Below are 20503 nucleotides of genomic sequence, written 5' to 3'. Positions count from 1 at the left end.
ATATTGTCCCAGACCGCTCATCCTGAGGAGGGGCTGAGCGTGGCGAAGACCCGTCTCGAAGGACGGGTTCGAATGTGTCCTTCGAGACGCCATTTCGACAAGCTCAATGGCTCCTCAGGATGAGCGGATGTGGGGTTATGTTGTCGGACGCGCTACCCCCGCCCCAGCATATGGTCAACGAACCGGCCGAGCGTCTTGAACCCAGACAGCGTCAGCGGACTCTTGTCCCCGCTCATCGCGCCGGGCACCAATGCGCGTTCGAACCCCAGCTTGCCCGCCTCCTTCAATCGCAATGCGCCATGCGCGACCGGGCGTAGCTCACCCGACAGCGCGACTTCCCCGAACGCCACCGCATCCGCCGCAACCGGCCGTTCGGACAGCGCCGACACCAAAGCCGCCGCCACCGCCAGATCGGCCGCGGGATCCTGCACCCGGTATCCGCCCGCGATGTTCAGATACACCTCGCAGGTCGAGAAATTCAGGCCGCACCGCGCCTCCAGCACCGCGAGAATCATCGCCAGCCGCCCGCTGTCCCAGCCGACCACCGCCCGCCGCGGCGTCGCACCGCTGGCGAGCCGCACAACCAGCGCCTGTATCTCGACCAGCACCGGCCGCGTCCCCTCCAGCGCCGGAAACACAACCGTCCCCGTCACGCCTTCGTCGCGCTGCGTCAGGAACAGCGCCGATGGGTTCGACACCTCGGCCAGCCCCTCCGCGACCATCGCGAACACGCCGATCTCATCGGTGCCGCCGAAGCGGTTCTTGATCGCGCGCAGGATGCGGTACTGGTGGCTGCGCTCGCCTTCGAAGCTGAGCACGGTGTCGACCATATGCTCCAGCACGCGCGGCCCCGCGATCGTCCCGTCCTTCGTGACGTGCCCGACCAGCACCACCGCGGTGCCGCGTTCCTTAGCGAAGCGGATCAATTCCTGCGCCGACGCGCGCACCTGACTGACCGTCCCCGGCGCGCCCTCGATCAGGTCGGAGTGCATCGTCTGGATCGAATCGATCACCAGCAACGCGGGTGGCCGCCCAGTGGACAAGGTGGTCAGGATATCGCGCACCGACGTCGCCGCCGCGAGCTGCACCGGCGCATTGCCCAGCCCCAGCCGCCGCGCGCGCAGCCGCACCTGATCCGCGGCTTCCTCGCCCGAGACATAGGCGACGGGCAGCCCGGCCAGCGCCATCTTCGCCGCCGCCTGCAACAGCAAAGTCGATTTCCCGATCCCCGGATCGCCGCCGATCAGCGTCGCCGATCCCTCGACGAACCCCCCGCCCAGCGCGCGGTCGAATTCGGCGATTCCCGACGCCATTCGCTCGGGCAGCGCGACCTCCGCATCCAGCCCGACCAGCTGAAACGCGCGCCCGCCCGATTGGAGGTTATGCTTGGCCTGAAACGGCGTGACGTTCCCGCCGATCTCCTCGACCAGCGTATTCCATTCCGAACAATCGCCGCATTGCCCCTGCCACCGGTGCGACACCGATCCGCAGGCCTGACACACGTAGCGCTTCTGGGGTTTCGCCATGCGCACCGATGTAGCAGGACTGGAACGAGAGGGGAACAGAGAGATTCGATCGGGTCAATTCATGCGGGGCAGCCTGAGTTCGACCTCGCGCGCCAGCATCCCGAGATCTTCGCTGCGAAGCTCGCCGATCCAGGCCGTGACATAGGCCAGCGTGACCGTCCCGGCGCGCAACGCCGCCAGCATTTCGTTCGCGACATCGGCACCGACGACCGACCCATGAATAAGCGCATCATTGGAAGCGAAGCCGTGCATCCGAATCCTCCCTCACGACTGGCGCTACCGTACTTTTGTACAGGGGTGGACCCGAAATGGACGCGCGGCATGAGTTACCCACAGGAATCTTCGTTCGCGCTCGCGAACCGACGCTAACCCTTCGCCGGAATCTCCAGGCCGCGCTGCACCGCCGGGCGCGCAAGCCCCCGTTCCAGCCATGCCGCAACGTTCGCGTAGCGATCGAACCCGACCAGCTCGCGCGCTTCATAGAAGCCGATAAGGTTACGCACCCACCCCAGCATCGAGATGTCTGCGATCGTGTATTCTTCACCCAGAAACCACGTCTTCCCCGCCAACGCCGTGTCCATGACGCCCAGCAGCCGCTTCGCCTCCGCAACATATCGCTCCAGCGGGCGCTTGTCCGGCCACGCCCTGCCCGCGAACTTGTTGAAGAAACCAAGCTGCCCGAACATCGGTCCGACACCGCCCATCTGGAACATCACCCATTGGATCGCGTGCCACCGCCCAGCGGGGTCGCTCGGGATGAACTGGCCGGTCTTGTCGGCGAGATAGAGCAGGATCGCGCCGCTCTCGAACAGCGCCAGCGGCGTGCCGCCCGGCCCATCGGGATCGATCAGCGCGGGGATCTTGCCGTTCAGGTTGAGCGACAGGAACTCGGGCGATTTCTGGTCGTCCTTCCCGAAATCGACCAGATGCGCCTCATACGGCAGCCCGATCTCCTCCAGTATGATCGACGCCTTCACCCCGTTCGGCGTGTTCAGCGAATATAGCTGGATGCGGTCGGGATACCGGGCGGGCCAACGGCGGGTGATCGGAAAATCGCTGAGATCGGTCATGCCCGAAACATAGGAAGGCGCGAACGCGAATGGAACATCGCGCCATTCGTCCCTTCAATCGCGCGATCCGCCGCGGGGCGGCTTGCAGGGAACTCCATCGCATTGTCGTCGTTGATTTAACGAAACAAGATTTTCACCACGGCAACACATGAGGGAAATACCATGTACCGTTTCGCGTTCATCGCCCTGACCACCGCGCTCACGCCGATCTCCGTCAGCGCGCAGACTGCACCCGCTCCCGCCGCTGCGCCTGCCGCCGGGGCCACGGCCTCAGCGGCGGTCGGCGCGACCGTTTATGACGCGCAGGGCGGCGTGGTCGGCACGATCGCCAGCACCGATGGCGCGAACGCCGTGATCGACACCGGCACGGTAAAGGCGGCGGTCCCGGTCGCCTCGCTCGGCACCGGCGCGAAGGGTCCGACGCTCGGCATGACCAAGGCGCAGCTCGACGCCGCCGCCGGTCAGCAGACCGCGCAGGCGACCCAGCAGTTCCGGTCGCAGCTCGTCGCTGGCGCCACCGTCTATGGCACGGGCGGCGCGACGCTCGGCACGATCAAGGCGACCGACGCGCAATACGTCACGCTGAAGACCGCCAAGGGCGAAGCGAAGCTGCCGATCGCGGGCTTCGGTCCAGGCGAGAAGGGCGTGACGCTCGGCATGACCGCGGCGCAACTCGACGCGGCGATGAGCGGCGCGGCGGCGCCGGCAGGGGCAGCAGCCCCCGCTCCAGCCGCCACCCCGCCCGCGAAGTAACCGGTCAGGCGGCCGCGCGGCTCTCCTCGAGCGCCGCGCGGACCGCCGCCACCGCGTCCGCGGCCTTCGACCCATCCGGTCCGCCGCCCTGCGCCATGTCAGGCCGTCCACCGCCGCCCTGTCCGCCGACAGCGGCGACCGCCTGGCGCAGCAAGTCCACCGCATTGAACGTCGCGACCAGATCGTCGGTCACCCCGACCGCCACCGTCGCGCGCCCGTCGTTCACCGCCACCAGCACCGCGACGCCCGATCCGATCCGCTGCTTCGTCTCGTCGACCGCACCGCGCAGGCCCTTCGCCTCGAACCCGTCGAGCACCTGACCCACAAACGCGACGCCGCCAGCCTCCTCGCTTTCGGCCGGGCCCGCAGCCCCCCCACCCATCGCGAGCGCCTTCTTGGCCTCGGCCAGTTCGCGTTCCAGCCGCCGCCGATCCTCGATCAGCGCCGCGACGCGCGCGGGCACTTCGTCGGGCGAAGACTTCAGCGCCGCCGCCGCCTCGCGCAATTTCTCGTCACGCGCGGTCAGATAGGTTCGCGCCGCCTCGCCGGTCAGCGCCTCGACCCGCCGCACGCCCGACGATACCGCGCCCTCGCCGACGACCTTGAACAGGCCGATGTCGCCCAGCGCCCCGACGTGCGTGCCGCCGCACAGTTCGATCGAATAGGTCTTGCCATCATCCTCCGTGCCCATCGATACGACGCGAACCTCATCGCCGTATTTCTCACCGAACAACGCCATCGCACCCTCAGCGATCGCCTCGTCCGGGGTCATCAACCGGGTCGAAACCGCGCCGTTGCCGCGGATCTGCGCATTCACCGCGACTTCCGCATCGGCGAGTTCGGCCGGAGTCATCGCGACCGGATGCGACACGTCGAAACGCAGCCGATCGGGCGCGACCAGCGACCCCTTCTGCGCGACATGCGTCCCCAGCCGCTGGCGCAACGCCTCGTGCAGCAGATGCGTCGCAGAGTGATTGGCGCGGATCGCGGCGCGGCGCTTCACGTCGATCGCCAGCTTCACCGCATCGCCGACCTTGATTTCGCCCGCCTGAATCTTCGCATGATGGACGAATACCCGGCCTAGCTGTTTCGACGTATCCTGAACGATCGCGCGCAAACCATTGTCGCTGCTGATCGAACCCGCATCACCGACCTGGCCGCCGCTCTCGCCATAGAAGGGCGTCTGGTTCACGATCACATCGACGCTGTCGCCAGCGTCGGCCCGCTCGACGCTCACGCCATCCTTCACCAGCGCAACGACTGCGCCTTCGCCGGTATCGCTCGAATAACCGGTGAATTCGGTCGATCCGCTTTCCTCGGCGATATCGAACCACAGATCGTCCGACGCCTTCGCGCCCGACCCCTTCCACGCCGCCCGCGCCGCGCGCTTCTGCTCGGCCATCGCGGTATCGAAGCCCGCACGATCGACCGTAAAGCCCTGCGTGCGCAGAGCATCCTCGGTCAGATCGTACGGGAAACCGAACGTGTCGTAGAGTTTGAACGCGGTTTCGCCGCTCAGCGTATCGCCCGCCGCCATGCCCGCGGTCGCCTCGTCGAGCAGCTTCAGTCCCTTGTCGAGCGTCTGGCGGAAACGCGTTTCCTCCTGCCGCAGCGTCGCCTCGATCATCGGCTGCGCGCGAACCAGTTCGGGAAACGCCGCGCCCATCTCCGCGACCAGCGCCGGGACCAGCCGGTGCATCAGCGGCTCCTTCGCGCCCAGCAGATGCGCGTGCCGCATCGCGCGCCGCATGATCCGGCGCAACACGTAACCGCGGCCTTCGTTCGCGGGCAGCACGCCGTCCGCGACCAGGAAGCCCGACGTGCGCAGGTGATCCGCGATCACACGGTGGCTCGCCTGATTGCCGCCGGTCGTCGCGGTGTGCGTCAGTTCTCCCGACGCCGCGATCAGCGCCTTGAACGTGTCGGTGTCGTAATTGTCAGTGACGCCCTGCATCACCGCGGCGACCCGCTCCAGCCCCATGCCGGTGTCGATCGACGGCCGCGGCAGATCGCCGACGATCGCATCGGCCTCCTGCAGATGCTGCATGAACACCAGGTTCCAGATCTCGACGAAGCGGTCGCCGTCCTCATCCGGACTGCCGGGAGGGCCACCGGGAATATGATCGCCGTGATCGTAGAAAATCTCCGAACACGGCCCGCACGGCCCGTCCGATCCCATCGCCCAGAAATTGTCCTTGGTCGCGATGCGGATGATGCGGTGCTCGGGCAGACCTGCGATCTTCTTCCACAGATCGAACGCCTGATCGTCGGTGTGATAGACCGTCGCGGTCAGCTTGTCGGCCGGAAGGCCCCATTCTTTCGTCAGCAACGTCCAGGCGTGGGCGATCGCCTGTTCCTTGAAATAATCGCCGAAGCTGAAATTCCCCAGCATTTCGAAAAACGTATGATGCCGCGCGGTATAGCCGACATTGTCGAGGTCATTGTGCTTGCCCCCCGCCCGCACGCATTTCTGCGACGACACCGCGGTCTTGTACGGGCGGCTTTCAAGACCGGTGAAGACGTTCTTGAACGGCACCATCCCGGCGTTGACGAACATCAACGTCGGGTCGTTTTGCGGCACCAGCGGCGCGCTGGGCACGATCGTATGGCCTGCGTTCGCAAAATAATCGAGGAAGCCGCGGCGAATGTCGTTGGTCGAGGTCATGGGTGGGGACTTAATCGCGCAAAGCCGCGCTGCCTAGCGGTCAGGGCGTGGACTGGAATCAAATGCGCTGATAATAGTTGATAACTCAAATATGGAGCGGTGCCATGATCAGTGCGGAACTGGGTAAGACGCTGGAGGCGTTCGTCGCCACGATGGTCGACAGCGGACGGTACAATTCGAAAAGCGAGGTGCTGCGCGAGGGCGTCCGTCTTGTTCAGGATCGCGAGGCGCGGCTTGCCGCCCTCGATGCGGCCCTCGCGCGCGGTCTGGCGGATAGCGAGGCAGGCCGGACCCGCCCGGCGGACGAGGTGTTCGATCGCCTGGAAGCGAAATATCTGGCGATGATTCCGCACGCGGAATGATTGTTCGCTTCAACGCCGAGGCGGAAGACGATCTCGAAGCCATCGCCGACTACATCGCTCGCGACGACCCAGTGCGGGCCGTGATGTTTGTCCGCGAGATACGCGCGCGATGTGCGCACTTGCCGTTCTTTCCGGAGCGATTTCCCACGTGCGGCGATATGAGCATCAAGGCATCAGGCGCTGTTTGCACGGCAAGTACCTGATCTTTTACCGGATCGAGGATGACGCGGTTGCGATCCTTCACGTGCTTCACGGGTCACGAGACTACACCGCAATCCTGCTTCTGGACTGAAATCCCCTATTAAATCGGCGCATCGATCGACTTCGGCGGCTCGCTGAACCATTTCGGTCCTGCGTCGGTCATGTGCAAGCAATCCTCCAGCCGGACGCCGAACTTGCCGGGCAGGTAAAGCCCCGGCTCGTCGGAGAAGCACATGCCCGCGGCCAGTTTCGTCGTCTCGCCGTGCACCAGGTTAATCGGTTCGTGGCCGTCCATGCCGATGCCGTGGCCGGTGCGGTGCGACAGACCGGGGAGACGGTAGCGCGGGCCGTAACCTAGCGATTCGTAGTACCCGCGGACCGCGTCGTCGATTGTCCCGGCTGGCGCGCCGATCTTCGCAGCGGCGAACGCGATCTGTTGGCCTTTGGCGACCTGATCCCACACTTTGCGGACCTCCGGGCGGACATTGCGGTAGGAAAACGTCCGCGACACGTCCGATTCGTAATCCCGCACCGAACAGCCGCAATCCATCAGCAGCACCTCGCCCGGCGCGATCCTGTGGACCTTGCGGCTGCCATGCGGATAGGCCGCCGCCTCGCCGACCAGCGCCATCGAAAACAGCGGCTCACCGCCCAGTTTCTGCGTCGCGGCGTTCATCAGTGCGGACACGTCCTTGCCCGTCATCCCGGCCTCGACGCGCGGCCACGTCCAGCGATAGGCGGCAATCGTCACGTCCGTCGCGGCCTGCATCAGCGTGATCTCGGCGGGGGTCTTGATCATGCGGATCGCGCGGACGATCGGGTTGGCGGAAACGATTCGCACCCCCGGAAGCAACGCCCCGAGCCCGTCCGACACGAAGAAGCGCGCAGTTTCCTCGATCCCGAGCTTGCCGGTGGTCAGCTTGCGCTCCTTCAGCCACGCCGCGATCAGCGCCAACGGGCTCTCGTCCTCCTGCCAAACGTGCACCTCCGCGGGCACGTCGAGCGTCTCGCGCACCGACGGCTCCTCGAAGAACGGCGTGACGATCAACGCCTCACCTTCGCGCGGGATGACCGCGGCGGTGACGCGTTCGCTGCGGCTCCATTTCACGCCGGTGAAATAGGTCAGCGACGCGCCGGGCTCGATCACCACCGCCGCGATATCCGCAACACGCATCATCTCCTGCGCGCGGGCGATACGCTGCGCACGTTCGGCCGCATCGATCGATTTCACCGCATTCGTCAGGTCCGACAGGCTCGACAGATCGGGCTCCGCCGCACGGAGAATCGCCGTGGTGGAGAGCATCGGCGCGGCGAGCGCGGCGCCGATCAGCGTGCGGCGGTTCAGGGCATGGATCATCGTCTCGAACGATACGGTCCTTGACCCGCGCGCCGCAATCCCCTTCGCTGGCAGGGTCCAAACTCAATCAGGACGGGGATCGTGACGGAGCCGATTTTGGCGCCAGGCAAGGAGCAAGGAGGGAGCGATGCCAAAGCATCGTGACCGACGCGCGACGCCGCATGGCGCCAAAATCGGCCCGCCGCGCAGCGGTCGCCCGGAGAAGCCCGTCGGACGGCGTCGCTTGCTTGCGCGTAGCTTAAGCTACGCGTCTGCGCTGCGCTCCTTGCCGACGGGCTTCTCCGGGCGATCACGACCCCGTCCTGATTGAGTTTGGACCCTAGGCATTCTTTCGGAGTTACCCGTGGGCAAACGGCTTACCGTCTATATTCTCATCGGCCTGGTGCTGGGCCTGATCACCGGCCTGGTCGTCAACGGCGCGATCGATGACGGCACCCCTGCGGCGACCGCCGAGTTGAAGCAGATCGCCGATTATTTCTCGATCGTCACCACCGTCTTCCTGCGCCTCATCAAGATGATCATCGCGCCGCTCGTCTTCGCGACGCTCGTGTCGGGCATCGCACAGATGGGCGATACAAAGGCGCTGGGGCGGATCGGCGGTCGCAGCCTCGGCTGGTTCATCTGCGCCAGCCTGATCTCGCTCGGGCTCGGCCTGATCCTGGTCAACGTGTTCCAGCCCGGCGTGGGCGTGAACCTGCCGCTGCCGCCGGTGACCGCCACCAGCGGGGTGGAGACGACCGCCTTCAACCTGAAGGACTTCATCGCGCATATCTTCCCCGCGTCGATGATTGACGCGATGGCGAAGAACGAGGTGCTGCAGATCGTCGTGATGTCGCTGTTCGTCGGCATCGGGATCACCGCGGTCGGCGAGAAGGCCGCGCCGCTGGTGAAGGCGATCGACGCTTTGGTCCACGTCATGCTGCAGATCACCGACTACGTCATGCGCGTCGCGCCGTTCGCGGTGTTCGCCGCGGTGGCTGGTACATTGATTGAGCGTGGACCCGGCGTAATCGGGCAACTCGCCTATTTCATGGGCACCTTCTACCTCGCGTTGTTCACGCTCTGGGCGATCCTGCTCGGCGTCGGCTTCCTGTTCATCGGCCGCAAGATGGGCGCGTTGATCGGACACGTGCGCGAGCCATTGCTGGTCGCGTTCTCGACCGCATCGTCGGAGGCTGCCTATCCACGGATGCTGGAGGCGCTCGACCGGTTCGGCATCCCGCCGCGGATCGCCAGCTTCGTCCTGCCGCTCGGCTATTCGTTCAATCTCGACGGGTCGATGATGTACATGTCGTTCGCCGCGCTGTTCATCGCGCAGGCGTATGGCATCGACATGTCGATCGGGCAGCAGATCACGTTGCTGCTGGTGTTGATGGTCACGTCGAAGGGGATTGCCGCGGTGCCGCGAGCATCACTGGTGGTGATCGCGGCGACCTTGCCGATGTTCAACATCCCCGAGGCGGGGCTGCTGCTGATCCTGGCGGTCGACCATTTCCTCGACATGGGCCGCACCGCGACCAACGTGATCGGCAATGCGGTGGCGAGCGCAGTGGTGGCGAAATGGGAGGGGGGTTTCGATCCGCCCGAACCAATCGAGATCGACCCCCTCCCCGCACCCGCCGGTCACGGCCCCGCGCGCGACGTGGACAGCTTCCGGGAGGTTTGATGCTGTTTGTCCCCTTCCCTTCAGGGAAGGGGCTTGATGCGCCTCAGATATGGATCGCCCGGCCGTACGCCCCCAACACGCTCTCGTGCATCATCTCGCTCAGCGTCGGGTGCGGGAAGACCGTCTCCATCAGCTCCGCCTCGGTCGTCTCCAGCGTCTTGCCGATCGTATAGCCCTGGATCAGTTCGGTGACCTCTGTGCCGATCATGTGCGCGCCGAGGAGTTCGCCGGTCTTCGCGTCGAACACCGTCTTGATGAAGCCCTCCGCCTCGCCCAGCGCGATCGCCTTGCCGTTGCCGATGAAGGGGAAATTCCCGACCTTCACGGCATAGCCCGCTTCCTTCGCCTTCGCTTCGGTCAGCCCGACGCTGGCGATCTGCGGGTGGCAATAGGTGCAGCCGGGGATGTTCAGCGGGTCCATCGCGTGCGGATGGTTGCCTGCGATCGCCTCGACCGCGATCACGCCCTCGTGACCCGCCTTGTGCGCCAGCCACGGCGGCGCGGTGATGTCGCCGATCGCATAGATGCCGTCGACGTTGGTCTTGCACGTCGCATCGGTCGTCAGGAAACCGCGCTCGTCCACCGCGACGCCCGCTTCCTTCAGCCCGATGTCCTGTGTGTTCGGAACGATCCCGATCGCGACGATCACATGGCTGAACTCGGTTGTCGTCGACTTGCCCGCCTTGTCCTTTAGCGTCGCCTTCACGACCTTGTCGGACACCTCGAGCTTGTCGACCCCGGCCTTGGTCATGATCGTCATGCCCTGCTTGGTCAGCGCCTTTTCCAGGAAGGCGGAAACGTCCGCGTCCTCGACCGGCACGATCCGGTCGAGCATCTCAACGACCGTCACGTCGGCACCCATGTCGTTGTAGAAGCTCGCGAACTCGATCCCGATCGCGCCGGAACCGATGACCAGCAGCTTGGTCGGCATCTCGGCCGGGGTCATCGCGTGGCGATAGGTCCAGACGCGCTTGCCGTCCGCGGGCGCGCCCGGCAGGTCGCGTGCGCGCGCGCCGGTGGCGACGATGATGTTCTTGGCGGTCAGTTCGGTCGTATTGCCGTCCTTGTCGGTAACCGAAAGCTTCCCCTTCCCGGCCAGCTTCCCCGCGCCCACGTGGACCGCGATCTTATTCTTTTTCATCAGGTGCGTGACGCCCTGGTTGAGCTGTTTCGACACCCCGCGCGAACGCTTCACCACCGCATCGAGATCGGCGGAAATACCCTCCGCGACCAGCCCGTAGTCCTTCGCATGCTGCATATAATGATAGATTTCGGCCGAGCGCAGCAGCGCCTTCGTCGGGATGCAGCCCCAGTTGAGGCAGATCCCACCGAGCAGTTCACGCTCGACGATCGCAGTCTTCAAGCCCAGCTGCGCCGCGCGGATCGCGGCGACATAGCCCCCGGGACCGGAGCCGAGGACGATCAAATCATAGGTGTCAGCCAAGTTCTTCTTCCTTCTTCGTCCGGTCCGCGATCCACGCCTTGCGCACCTCCGGCACGCTCATCACGAAGACCGCAGTCATCGTCAGCCAGCCGATCGGCTCCAGCGAATCACGCCCCGGCGGATAGGCCCAGGCGGCGGTGCGGAAGATGGCGGCGGTCAGCACCAGGCCGGTAACCAGGTGCAACAGCTCGACCAGCGTCGCGCGTCCCATGGTTGCTCAGGCCAGCATCGCCAGCGGACTTTCCACCAGCGCCTTGAACGCCTGCATGAAGGCCGCGCCGTCCGCGCCGTCGATCGCGCGATGATCGAAGCTGCCGGTCGCCGACATCACGGTGGCGACACCGAGCGAGCCGTCCTCCATCACCCACGGGCGCTTCTCGCCCGCGCCGATCGCCAGGATCATGCCCTGCGGCGGATTGATGACCGCATCGAACTGCGTGATGCCGTACATCCCCATGTTGCTGATCGAGGCGGTACCGCCCTGATATTCCTCCGGCTTCAGCTTCCCGTCGCGCGCGCGGGCGGCGAGATCCTTCATCTTCGTGGAGATGCTGGACAGCGTTGCGGTATCCGCACCTTCGATGATCGGCGTGATCAGGCCCGAGGGCGTCGACACCGCGACCGATATGTCGGCGCGGCTGAACGTGATGAGCTGGTCGGGCGTGAACATCACGTTGCACGCGGGCACCTGCATCAACGCGACCGCCTGCGCCTTGATCATCAGATCGTTGACCGACAGCTTCACGCCGCGCTTCTCGAGTCCCTTGTTCAACTCGGCGCGCAAGGCCAGCAGCGCATCGAGCCGCACGTCGACCGTCAGGTAGATGTGCGGAACGGTCTGCTTCGATTCGGTCAAGCGGCGCGCGATCGTTTTCCGCACGTTGCTGAGCTTGGTCGCCTCGTGCGGAATGTCGGGAACCGTGGCGGGCTTGGCCGGGGCAGCCATGGCCGGCGCTTCGGCAGCACCAGCGGGTGCGGTCGCGCCGGGCTTCGCGCCCTCGATGTCGGCACGAACGATCCGGCCGTTCGGACCCGAACCAGAAAGCCCGGAAAGATCGACGCCCTTCTCTGCGGCGATCCTGCGCGCGAGCGGGCTGGCCTTCACGCGGTCACCGCCATCGCTCTTCACGGGTGCGAGCTTCGGTGCTTCGGCCGGTTTCGCCTCGGCTTTCGGCGCCTCCACATTTTTCGGCTTGGCCTTGGCCTCCGGCTTTTCCTTCGCAGCGGGGGCAGGCGTCGCTTCCTCACCCTCGCCGTTCAGCAGCGCGATCACCGTCCCGACCTTCACATTGTCGGTTCCCTCAGCGACCATGATCTTGCCGATCACGCCTTCGTCGACCGCCTCGAATTCCATCGTCGCCTTGTCGGTCTCGATCTCGGCCATCAGGTCGCCGGATTTTACCGTGTCGCCTTCCTTGACCAGCCATTTGGCCAGCGTGCCCTCCTCCATCGTAGGCGACAAAGCGGGCATCTTGATCTCGATCGGCATGAACGTCCTCGGGTATCCGTGAGCGGCCCCGTCTCTCGCGCCCTGCCCTTGCGCGGTCAACCCCGCGGCGCGATAGTCGACCGCAACAGGGGACTTTCCATGCGCATCTATCTGACCGTCATCGACGACACGCCGGAGGCGGAAATCGCGTTGCGCTTCGCCGCCCGCCGCGCGGTGAAAACCGGCGGCGGGGTCGAAATCCTCGCGCTGATCCCACAACAGGAATTCATTGCGTTCGGCGGCGTGCAGGCGACGATCGAGGACGAGGCGCGGCTGCAGGCCGAAGGACTGGTCGCGAAAGCGGCGGGCACGCTGATCGAGGAATCGGGGCTGCGACCGTCGATCGTCGTGCGGCAAGGGGACGGGCCGAAGATCATCCGCGAGATGATCGCCGCAAATGCCGACATCGCCGCGCTGGTGCTGGGCGCTGCAGCCAGCGGCGCGCCGGGACCGCTGGTCACGCATTTCGCGGGTGACGTCGGCGCATTGCCCGTGCCGCTGATGATCATCCCCGGCAATCTCGACCGCGCGGCGATCGACCGGTTGAGCTGACCGTCGCCACGACGTGGTCACGATCCGATCGGGCGCAGCGAATCCACATACGTGTCCAGCAAGGACGCCGCCCCGTCGGTCAGGCGTAACAGAACCCGCCGGCGATCGAACGGATCGATCTCACGCTGCACCATATTGTCGCCTTCGAGCCGGGCGATCCAGCGCAGCGCTGTGGTCGACGCCGCGCCCGTCGCGCGCGCGGCGTGCGCGACGCTGACCGCCCATCCACGCTGACGACCGATGTACAAGAACAACAGGATGTCCCACGCCGGCTCACCCAGAAGGTACGTCTGCTGGTTGAAAACGGAGTCGCGCCGCCGCCGTTCGGCGAAAAGAGCCTCCGCCATCGACAGACTGTCGCCCGCCTTGCGCGGCACATAACTTTGCGCGGGCGGGATCGGTTCGACGATTGGTTCGGACGACACCGGCGACGCAAGGTCGCGCGCCGACTTATCGATCTGCTCGGTCAATTTCGCCAGCGTGGCGGCGATCTTCCTTAATTCGACGCGTCCTATGCCATCCGTCACAGCCCCCTCCAAATCACGAACGCCGCCCGCGGACCGATACCGCGTAAAGCGCTCTTTTCCGGTCAGAGTTAACCTACATCAAAAAATCAAAGCATTCCGGTGAATTATCCCGCCCTCATTCTGCCGGATTACCGTTCATTTTAAACGCACTGGTGGGCGGGCGACAATATGTGGCCGGCATGCCTTTTCATCGCGACTACGCACCGGGCTGAGCACAACACCCACCTTCGTCGCGACTATCCGGCGCTGGTTGCGGCGCGTGCGCCGTTTCTCTACCCCGCGCTGCCATGAAACTCATCATCGGCAATAAGGCCTACTCATCCTGGTCGCTGCGCGGCTGGCTGGCGTGCAAACAATCGGGCATCCCGTTCGAGGAAGTCGTCGTGCCGCTGTACGACGCCGATTGGGACAAGCGCCGCGAGGGCGACGAATTCGCGCCGAGCCAGGGCAAGGTGCCGATCCTGTGGGACGGGGACGCGGTGGTGTGGGACAGCCTCGCCATTATCGAGTATCTAGCTGACAAGGTCGGGCGCGACATATTCTGGCCTGAGGACGACGCCGCGCGCGCGATGGCGCGGTCGATGGCGGCGGAAATGCACTCCAGCTTCGCCGCGCTCCGCCGCAAGCACAGCATGAATGTGCGGCAGGCGTTCCCCCCGCAACGCCCCGACGACGACGTGCTCGCCGACCTCACGCGCATCATGGAATTGTGGGCGCAGGCGCGCGCGCGCTTCGGCGGCGGGAAGGATGGCGAAGGCGAATTCCTGTTCGGCGAATTCGGCGCGGCGGACATCATGTTCGCGCCCGTCTGCACCCGCATCGTCACCTATTCATTGCCGGTCGCGCGCTTCGCCGCGAGCTACATCCACGCGGTACTCAACCATCCCTTCATGCAGGACTGGATCGCGGGCGCGCAGGAAGAGGAATGGGTGATCGAACAGTTCGAGGTCCAGCCCGCGGCATGACCGATCCGGTCGCGCTGGCCTCCGCGCTGATCGCCTGCGACAGCGTCACTCCCGCGCGCGGCCGCGTGTTCGATGTGCTGCAGGCCGCGCTGGAGCCGATCGGCTTCGCGGTCGAACGCTTCGTCACCGGCGACGAACCAGACGGGCCGGTCGAAAATCTGCTGGCGGTGCGCGGCGGCGGAGGACGGCATTTCGCCTTCGCCGGGCACCTCGACGTCGTACCTCCGGGCGAGGGCTGGACCAGCGGCGCGTTCACGCCGGAAGTGCGCGGGGGCCTGCTCCACGGCCGCGGCGCGGTCGACATGAAGGGCGCGATCGCCGCCTTCGTCGCCGCCTGCGCGCGGGTCGATGCGGGCGGCACGATCAGCCTGATCATTACGGGCGACGAGGAAGGCCCCGCCATCTTCGGCACCCGCGCACTGATCGAACGCATGGCGGAACGCGGGCTGACGCCCGACCTGTGCCTGGTCGGCGAACCCACGTCCGTGAACCGGCTGGGCGACATGATGAAGATCGGCAGGCGCGGGTCGGTCAACATCTGGATCGACGTGCCCGGACGGCAGGGCCACGTCGCCTACCCGCATCTGGCCGACAATCCGATCAGGCATCTGGTCGCTATCTTGGCGGAGATCGGCGCACTGACGCTCGATACCGGAAGCGACTGGTTCCAGCCGTCAAACATCGAGGTCACCGACGTGACCGTCGGCAATCCCGCCACCAACGTCATTCCCGCCCGCGCCACCGCGCGGCTCAGCATCCGCTTCAACGATCTCCAGCGCGGCGACGATCTCGTCCGCCGCATCGAAGCCATCGTTCACACCCACGCCCCCGCCGCAACGGTGGTGGCGCGCATTTCCGGAGAGGCGTTCCTGACCGAACCGGGTGCATTCTCGACGCTGGTCGCTGATGCCGTGGAGGGGAAAACCGGCGTACGGCCCGAACTGTCGACGACCGGCGGCACCTCCGACGCGCGCTTCCTGTCGGCGCTCTGCCCCACGGTCGAATTCGGGTTGATCAACGCCACGATGCATAAGCTGGACGAGGCGGTCGCGCTGGACGATCTGGCGCTGCTGACCGATATCTACGCGGACGTCATCGAACGCGCCTTACGCTGAGCGCCCGCGCCGCAGCACGATATACAGCGCACCCTGCCCGCCATGCCGCGGATGCGCGTGCCGCACCGCCGCGATCGCCGAAGCGTGACGCGACGCCGCCAGCCAGTCGCCGATCGCCGCACGGATCGCGCCACGCGCGTGCGGGCGCTCGCTTTCCGCGCGCGGCGGCTTTCCCGTCACTAGTAACAGCACGCGGTCGCCCCGCGCGATCGACCGGTCTAGCCCCGCGTCGAGCATCGCGTGCGCCGAGCGCAGCGTGTGCCCGTGCAGGTCGAGCGTGCTGTCCGGGATCACCACCCCGCGCACGATCTGCCGGTCCCAACTGCCATCCAGCGTGTTCGCGGTCGGCGGGGCAGGTTTCGCGCGCGGTGGCGCGATCGGCGGCACCCGGCCCTTCACCGCCACCACGGGTTTGTTGACCGGCTTGATCGCCACCGGCGGCGCGACCACCGCCGCCCGCTTCGCCACCACCGGATGCAGCGGCCTGACGCTCGCGCGGACCTTCGCCCACAGCGCCGCTTCTTCAGGGTCTAGGCGTCGTCCAGGCATCCACGCCCCCCGCCCCGCGCAACCGGTCGAGCGTGCCGATCGGCAGCAACAGGAATGCGGTTCCGCGCGCGCTCATCCCGCCCGCGATCGCCCGCGCCTCATCGCCCGCGCCCCAGAAGGTGTCGAACCGGTTCGCGCCCTTGATCGCGCCGCCGGTATCCTGCGCCACCCAGATGCCGGTCGCGTCGGTGCGGTCCATCGACAGGAAGACGGGCGCGCCGAGCGGAATGAACTTAGGGTCCGCCGCCACCGTCGCCCCGCCGCTGACCGGCAGGCCCAGTGCACCGAGCGGCTCTCCGTCAAGCACGCGGAAGAACACGAAGCTCTTGTTCTTGCGCATGATCGCGCGGCCTTCTTCGGGATGCGCATGGAGCCAAGCGACGATCCCCTGCATCGACGATTGCCCCGCCCCGAGCAGCCCGCGCGACTTCATCAGCGCGCCGATGCCGGTGTAATCACGCCCGTTCTGGCTGTCGTACCCGATCCGCAGCACCGACCCGTCGCGCATCCGCACCAGACCCGACCCCTGCACCTGCAGGAAGAACAATTCGACCGGATCGACCGCATAGCCCAGCACCCGCGCGCGTCCTTGCAGCGCATTCTGCTCGATCGCGGTCCGGTCGTAATAGGGCACGAAATTCGTCCCCTCCACGCGTCCGCGAATCTTCCTGCCCTTCAGATTGTCCGCAAACAGGCCGAGGTCGACGTCGATCAGGTCGGTCGGCCGCGCATAGATCGGCGCATAACCCTCACGATATTCGCGCGATCCGGCGATTTCCGGGATGAAGTATCCGGTCGCAAACGCGCGCCCGTCGCCGACCTGCACCGTCTCGAAATAGCGCGCGAAGAACGCGCGTGGGTCACCCGAGGAACCCGCCGCCGCCCCGCACGCGGGCTGCCAGTCCGCTCCACGCGTCAGCCCCGACGCATCGGCGCGCCGCATCAACGACGAACAACTGATCCGGAACGCCGCCAGCGCCGCCGCCGCATCGTCGCGCGTCATCGGCAGGCTGGAGACCGCAGGGCCGCGCGCCAATCCGGCCCGCGAAGCCGTACCAGCCCCCGTGACAGTCGAGCCGGAAACCGGCGGCAAAGGTGTCGAAGGTGTCGGCTGCCGAACCGCGCCGCTCGCCCGCGGCGGCGCACCGCGCGATGGCGGCTCGACCCCACCGCCGACGCACGCCGACAACGCCAGCGCCCCGGCCAGCGCCACTACCCCCCGTCCAAACATCAGGCTTCGTCGGTGTCCGCGAGCTTCCAGTTCGGATCGTCGCTGCGCAGCGTCCGCGCAAAGGTCCACACGTCGTGCGTCTCGACCGCATCGCTGGTCGACCCGGCGACCACATTGCCCTCGCCGTCGCGAGTCACTGCGGCGATATCGGCGTCGAAACGCACCGTGATCCGCGCATCGCGACCATTGACCTGCGCGCCGGAGATCAGCGCGCGCTCGATCGACACCAACCGGTTGTCCAGCGTTTGCCCCGCCTCGCGCCGCGCCGCGATCGCCTCGCCGAACGCCTCGGCCACGCGCGGCTCGACCAAATCGTTCAGGACCGACTCGTCGCCCTTCCAATATGCTTCCAGGATCATGCGATACGCGCCCTGCGCGCCTTCGACGAAACGACTGACGTCGAACCCCGGTTCAGCGGCGATGATCGCGCGAACGCCATTCTCGGCCCCCGCCTCGAACGGCTTGGCCGTCGGCTCGCGCTGTTCCGGCGTCGCATCGATCGTGCGCGGCGCGACCGGCGCACCGACGCGTTCCTCGGCCGGCTTCGGCAGCGGTTCATGACCCGTGCGCTTACCCAGCACCGAATATAGTCTCAGCGCCAGAAAACCGGCCACCATCGCAAGAAGAACAATATAAAACACCGGACCTCCGATCCGTACCAAACGCCAACATAGGCCGGATGGGTCCGCACTTCAAATGCACATGACGTTGAAACCACGCGCCCCCCCTGCTAGGCGCGCCGCTGGTTCGGGCGCGCGACGTCGCCGCCCGCTTTTTCGGGTTTTGAGGACTTCTGTATGGACGAGCAGGACAACGGCTTCATCGACACCAATCAGCCGCTGCCCAACGGCGCGGACACCTCGCCCGCGGTCGGCCTGATTTCGCAATATGTGAAGGATCTGTCGTTCGAAAATCCGAACGCGCCCGCGATCTTCCAGAATCAGCAGGGTCCGGAAATCAACGTCCAGTTCGACATCGCCTCGGCGCAGGTCGCCGACGAAGTCCATGAAGTCACGCTGAAGATCGAGGTTCGCGCCGAAAGCGAAGGCAAGGTCGCGTTCCTGGTCGAGCTGTCCTACGCCGGTCTCTTCGGCCTGCGCAACGTGCCAGAGGACGCGTTCCAGCCGTTCCTGCTCGGCGAAGGCCCACGCCTGCTGTTCCCGTTCGCGCGCCGCGTCGTCGCCGACACGATCCGCGACGGCGGCTTCCCGCCGCTGCTGCTCGAGCCGATCGACTTCAACGCGCTGTATCATCAGCAGGCGCAGGGTCAGGCCGATCAGCCGGCGGTGGGCGACTTCGGCCAGAATTGATGCACCGACACCTCCCCGGCGAACGCCGGGGTCCAGTTGCGAGACGGCGTGAGGCGCGCAATTCGCTCAGTAACGAAAACCTCGGCAACTGGACCCCGGCGTGCGCCGGGGAGGTGCTAGATACCCGGTTCAGACGCATGACCGGCCCCCACGCATGAACCTCGCCCGCGCGCTCGGATCGGTCGGCGGCCTCACCCTGGCCAGCCGCATCCTCGGCCTCGTCCGCGATTCGTTGTTTGCGCGCTACGTCGGCGCAGGCTTCGCGTCCGACGCGTTCCTGATCGCGTTCCGCCTGCCCAATATGTTCCGCGCCTTGTTCGCGGAGGGCGCGTTCAGCGCGGCGTTCATCCCGATGTTCAATCGCAAGGTGAACGACAAGGACGGCGCGGGCCTGCCGGACGGCATTACCTTCGCACAGGCCGCGCTGTCGGTGCTGCTCCCGGTGCTGATCGCGATGACCGTCGTGATGGAGATCGCCGCGTGGCCGGTGACGTGGCTGCTGTCGGGCGGCTTCAACGATGCGAACGCCGCCGAATTCGCCTTCGCGGTCGAACTCGCTCGGATCACCTTCCCCTATCTGCTGCTCATCAGCCTCGTCTCGTTGCTCGGCGGCATCCTCAATTCGCTGCACCGTTTCTGGGTCGCCGCCGCCGCGCCGATCCTGCTCAACCTGACGCTCATCGCGGCGCTGCTGCTGTTCCACCACGCCGATCCGCTGCTGACCGCGCGTAATCAGGCGATCGCGGTCACCGTATCGGGCGGCTTGCAACTCCTGTGGCTGATCTGGGCCTGCCGCCGCGCGGGCGTGCGGCTGAAGCTGAAACGCCCGAGCCTGACGCCTGACGTTAAGCGGCTCCTGTCGCTGATCTGGCCCGCCGCCGCGGGCGCGGGGGCGGTGCAGATCAACCTCGTCGTCTCGACCGCGCTCGCCGCCAGCCTGCTGTCCGCAGGATCGGTCAGCTACATCTATTTCGCCGACCGGCTGAACCAGCTCCCCCTCGGACTGATCGGCATCGGTCTCGGCACCGTCCTGCTCCCGACAATCTCGGCGCAACTCGGCCGCGGTGACGAGAAGCAAGCGATGGGGACGCAGAATCGCGGGCTGGAGATGGCGCTGTTCTTCACCCTACCCGCGACCGTCGCGCTCGTCATCTGCGGCCAGCCGATCGTCGCGGCGCTGTTCCAGCACGGGAAGTTCACGCCAGAGGATGCTTTTTTCACCGCGCAGGCGCTCGCCGCCTTCTCGATCGGCCTGCCGTCGTACATCCTCGTGAAGGTGCTGACGCCGGGCTATTACGCGCGCTCCGACACGCGCACGCCGGTGCGCTACGCCACTATGTCGATGGTCGCGAACCTGGTCCTCAATCTCGCGCTGATCGTCCCGCTGCAGCATATGGGACCACCGCTCGCCACCGCGCTCGCCTCGACGCTCAACGTAGCGCTCCTGTGGCGCACTCTCGTGAAGCGCGGGCATTTCGTCGCCGACGCCCAACTCACCCGCCGAGCGTGGCGGCTTGCGCTCGCCGCGCTGCTGATGGGCGCGGTAATGTGGTTCGCGAACGCGCCGCTCAAGCCCTATACGACCGGCACCAGCGTCGAACGCTGGGGCGCGATGCTGGCGCTGGTGACATCGGGCGCGTTGGTCTATCTCGCCGCCACCTTCGTCTTCGGCGCCTTCCGCGTGGCCGATGTGCGCAGGCTCATCCGTCGATAAGGTTCGT

At 66.2% G+C, this 20503-nt stretch carries 22 protein-coding genes; 10 read left to right on the top strand and 12 right to left on the bottom strand.

Features of this window, described 5'->3' with window-relative positions:
• Positions 1-152 precede the first annotated feature (152 nt).
• The 3 genes from radA to M0208_RS00580 all read right to left on the bottom strand — a co-directional run bounded on the left by radA (position 153) and on the right by M0208_RS00580 (position 2596).
• Positions 153-1526 (bottom strand): DNA repair protein RadA, encoded by a 1374-nt coding sequence (radA, locus tag M0208_RS00590; protein WP_258889813.1) that lies wholly within the window; start codon positions 1524-1526, stop codon positions 153-155.
• A gap of 54 nt (positions 1527-1580) precedes the next feature.
• Positions 1581-1778: a hypothetical protein gene (locus M0208_RS00585; RefSeq protein WP_258889812.1), complete on the bottom strand. Its 198-nt coding sequence runs from the start codon at positions 1776-1778 to the stop codon at positions 1581-1583.
• A gap of 113 nt (positions 1779-1891) precedes the next feature.
• Positions 1892-2596 (bottom strand): glutathione S-transferase family protein, encoded by a 705-nt coding sequence (locus M0208_RS00580; protein ID WP_258889811.1) that lies wholly within the window; start codon positions 2594-2596, stop codon positions 1892-1894.
• A gap of 162 nt (positions 2597-2758) precedes the next feature.
• Between M0208_RS00580 and M0208_RS00575 the strand changes: the two genes are divergently transcribed.
• A complete protein-coding gene (locus M0208_RS00575; protein WP_258889810.1) occupies positions 2759-3349 on the top strand; it encodes a hypothetical protein in 591 nt (196 codons plus the stop codon).
• Between the two features lie 4 nt (positions 3350-3353).
• Here the strand turns inward: M0208_RS00575 and alaS are convergent, their stop codons facing one another.
• Positions 3354-6014 carry an alanine--tRNA ligase gene (gene alaS / locus M0208_RS00570; RefSeq protein ID WP_258889809.1) on the bottom strand — a complete coding sequence of 887 codons (2661 nt, stop codon included), beginning with the start codon at positions 6012-6014 and terminating at the stop codon, positions 3354-3356.
• Positions 6015-6118: 104 nt separating this feature from the next.
• Between alaS and M0208_RS00565 the strand changes: the two genes are divergently transcribed.
• Genes M0208_RS00565 through M0208_RS00555 form a run of 3 tightly spaced genes read left to right on the top strand, consistent with a single transcriptional unit; the run spans position 6119 to position 6668 of the window.
• Positions 6119-6376, top strand: coding sequence for a type II toxin-antitoxin system ParD family antitoxin (locus M0208_RS00565; protein ID WP_258889808.1), 258 nt, complete (start codon positions 6119-6121; stop codon positions 6374-6376).
• Complete coding sequence (locus M0208_RS00560) at positions 6373-6579, top strand: type II toxin-antitoxin system RelE/ParE family toxin (RefSeq protein ID WP_258889807.1); 207 nt, start codon at positions 6373-6375, stop codon at positions 6577-6579. Before M0208_RS00565 ends, M0208_RS00560 begins: the two co-directional genes overlap by 4 nt.
• Entirely contained in the window at positions 6525-6668 is a 144-nt protein-coding gene (locus M0208_RS00555) for a type II toxin-antitoxin system RelE/ParE family toxin (protein WP_258889806.1), read from the top strand. The genes M0208_RS00560 and M0208_RS00555 overlap by 55 nt, the downstream gene beginning before the upstream one ends.
• A 9-nt stretch (positions 6669-6677) precedes the next feature.
• Here M0208_RS00555 and M0208_RS00550 read toward each other — a convergent pair whose 3' ends face one another.
• Positions 6678-7934, bottom strand: a complete 1257-nt coding sequence (locus M0208_RS00550; RefSeq protein ID WP_258889805.1) for a Xaa-Pro peptidase family protein — start codon at positions 7932-7934, stop codon at positions 6678-6680.
• Positions 7935-8277: 343 nt separating this feature from the next.
• Between M0208_RS00550 and M0208_RS00545 the strand changes: the two genes are divergently transcribed.
• Positions 8278-9600, top strand: a complete 1323-nt coding sequence (locus M0208_RS00545) for a dicarboxylate/amino acid:cation symporter (RefSeq protein ID WP_258889804.1) — start codon at positions 8278-8280, stop codon at positions 9598-9600.
• Between the two features lie 43 nt (positions 9601-9643).
• Here M0208_RS00545 and lpdA read toward each other — a convergent pair whose 3' ends face one another.
• Genes lpdA through M0208_RS00530 form a run of 3 tightly spaced genes read right to left on the bottom strand, consistent with a single transcriptional unit; the run spans position 9644 to position 12533 of the window.
• On the bottom strand, positions 9644-11044 hold the full coding sequence (gene lpdA / locus M0208_RS00540; protein WP_258889803.1) for a dihydrolipoyl dehydrogenase: 1401 nt from the start codon (positions 11042-11044) through the stop codon (positions 9644-9646).
• A complete protein-coding gene (locus M0208_RS00535) occupies positions 11037-11255 on the bottom strand; it encodes a hypothetical protein (RefSeq protein WP_258889802.1) in 219 nt (72 codons plus the stop codon). The genes lpdA and M0208_RS00535 overlap by 8 nt, the downstream gene beginning before the upstream one ends.
• A gap of 6 nt (positions 11256-11261) precedes the next feature.
• Positions 11262-12533: a pyruvate dehydrogenase complex dihydrolipoamide acetyltransferase gene (locus M0208_RS00530; protein ID WP_258889801.1), complete on the bottom strand. Its 1272-nt coding sequence runs from the start codon at positions 12531-12533 to the stop codon at positions 11262-11264.
• A gap of 99 nt (positions 12534-12632) precedes the next feature.
• Here M0208_RS00530 and M0208_RS00525 point away from each other — a divergent pair, with 99 nt between their 5' ends.
• Positions 12633-13085 (top strand): universal stress protein, encoded by a 453-nt coding sequence (locus M0208_RS00525; protein WP_258889800.1) that lies wholly within the window; start codon positions 12633-12635, stop codon positions 13083-13085.
• A 17-nt stretch (positions 13086-13102) separates the two neighbouring features.
• Here the strand turns inward: M0208_RS00525 and M0208_RS00520 are convergent, their stop codons facing one another.
• Positions 13103-13612 (bottom strand): hypothetical protein, encoded by a 510-nt coding sequence (locus M0208_RS00520; protein WP_258889799.1) that lies wholly within the window; start codon positions 13610-13612, stop codon positions 13103-13105.
• Between the two features lie 287 nt (positions 13613-13899).
• On the opposite strand from M0208_RS00520, the gene M0208_RS00515 reads away from it, so the two are divergent.
• Both M0208_RS00515 and dapE read left to right on the top strand, forming a co-directional pair.
• Complete coding sequence (locus M0208_RS00515; RefSeq protein WP_258889798.1) at positions 13900-14577, top strand: glutathione S-transferase family protein; 678 nt, start codon at positions 13900-13902, stop codon at positions 14575-14577.
• The gene (gene dapE / locus M0208_RS00510; protein ID WP_258889797.1) at positions 14574-15692 is read left to right on the top strand and encodes a succinyl-diaminopimelate desuccinylase; all 1119 of its coding nucleotides are present in this window, start codon (positions 14574-14576) and stop codon (positions 15690-15692) included. The genes M0208_RS00515 and dapE overlap by 4 nt, the downstream gene beginning before the upstream one ends.
• On the opposite strand, the gene M0208_RS00505 is transcribed toward dapE, so the two are convergent.
• The 3 genes from M0208_RS00505 to M0208_RS00495 are packed head-to-tail and all read right to left on the bottom strand — an operon-like array spanning position 15684 to position 18113.
• Positions 15684-16241, bottom strand: coding sequence for a Smr/MutS family protein (locus tag M0208_RS00505; RefSeq protein WP_258889796.1), 558 nt, complete (start codon positions 16239-16241; stop codon positions 15684-15686). The two genes, dapE and M0208_RS00505, sit on opposite strands and share 9 nt — an antisense overlap.
• Positions 16216-17472: a murein transglycosylase A gene (locus M0208_RS00500; protein ID WP_258889795.1), complete on the bottom strand. Its 1257-nt coding sequence runs from the start codon at positions 17470-17472 to the stop codon at positions 16216-16218. Before M0208_RS00500 ends, M0208_RS00505 begins: the two co-directional genes overlap by 26 nt.
• Complete coding sequence (locus tag M0208_RS00495; RefSeq protein WP_258889794.1) at positions 17472-18113, bottom strand: Tim44/TimA family putative adaptor protein; 642 nt, start codon at positions 18111-18113, stop codon at positions 17472-17474. Before M0208_RS00495 ends, M0208_RS00500 begins: the two co-directional genes overlap by 1 nt.
• Before the next feature lie 156 nt (positions 18114-18269).
• Here M0208_RS00495 and secB point away from each other — a divergent pair, with 156 nt between their 5' ends.
• Complete coding sequence (gene secB / locus M0208_RS00490; RefSeq protein ID WP_258889793.1) at positions 18270-18782, top strand: protein-export chaperone SecB; 513 nt, start codon at positions 18270-18272, stop codon at positions 18780-18782.
• 154 nt (positions 18783-18936) lie between these two features.
• On the top strand, positions 18937-20496 hold the full coding sequence (gene murJ, locus M0208_RS00485; protein ID WP_258889792.1) for a murein biosynthesis integral membrane protein MurJ: 1560 nt from the start codon (positions 18937-18939) through the stop codon (positions 20494-20496).
• Positions 20497-20503: the final 7 nt, after the last annotated feature.

This window comes from Sphingomonas sp. SUN019, from assembly GCF_024758705.1.
Taxonomy (GTDB): Bacteria; Pseudomonadota; Alphaproteobacteria; order Sphingomonadales; family Sphingomonadaceae; genus Sphingomonas.
This window is presented reverse-complemented; position numbering and strand designations above follow the sequence as displayed.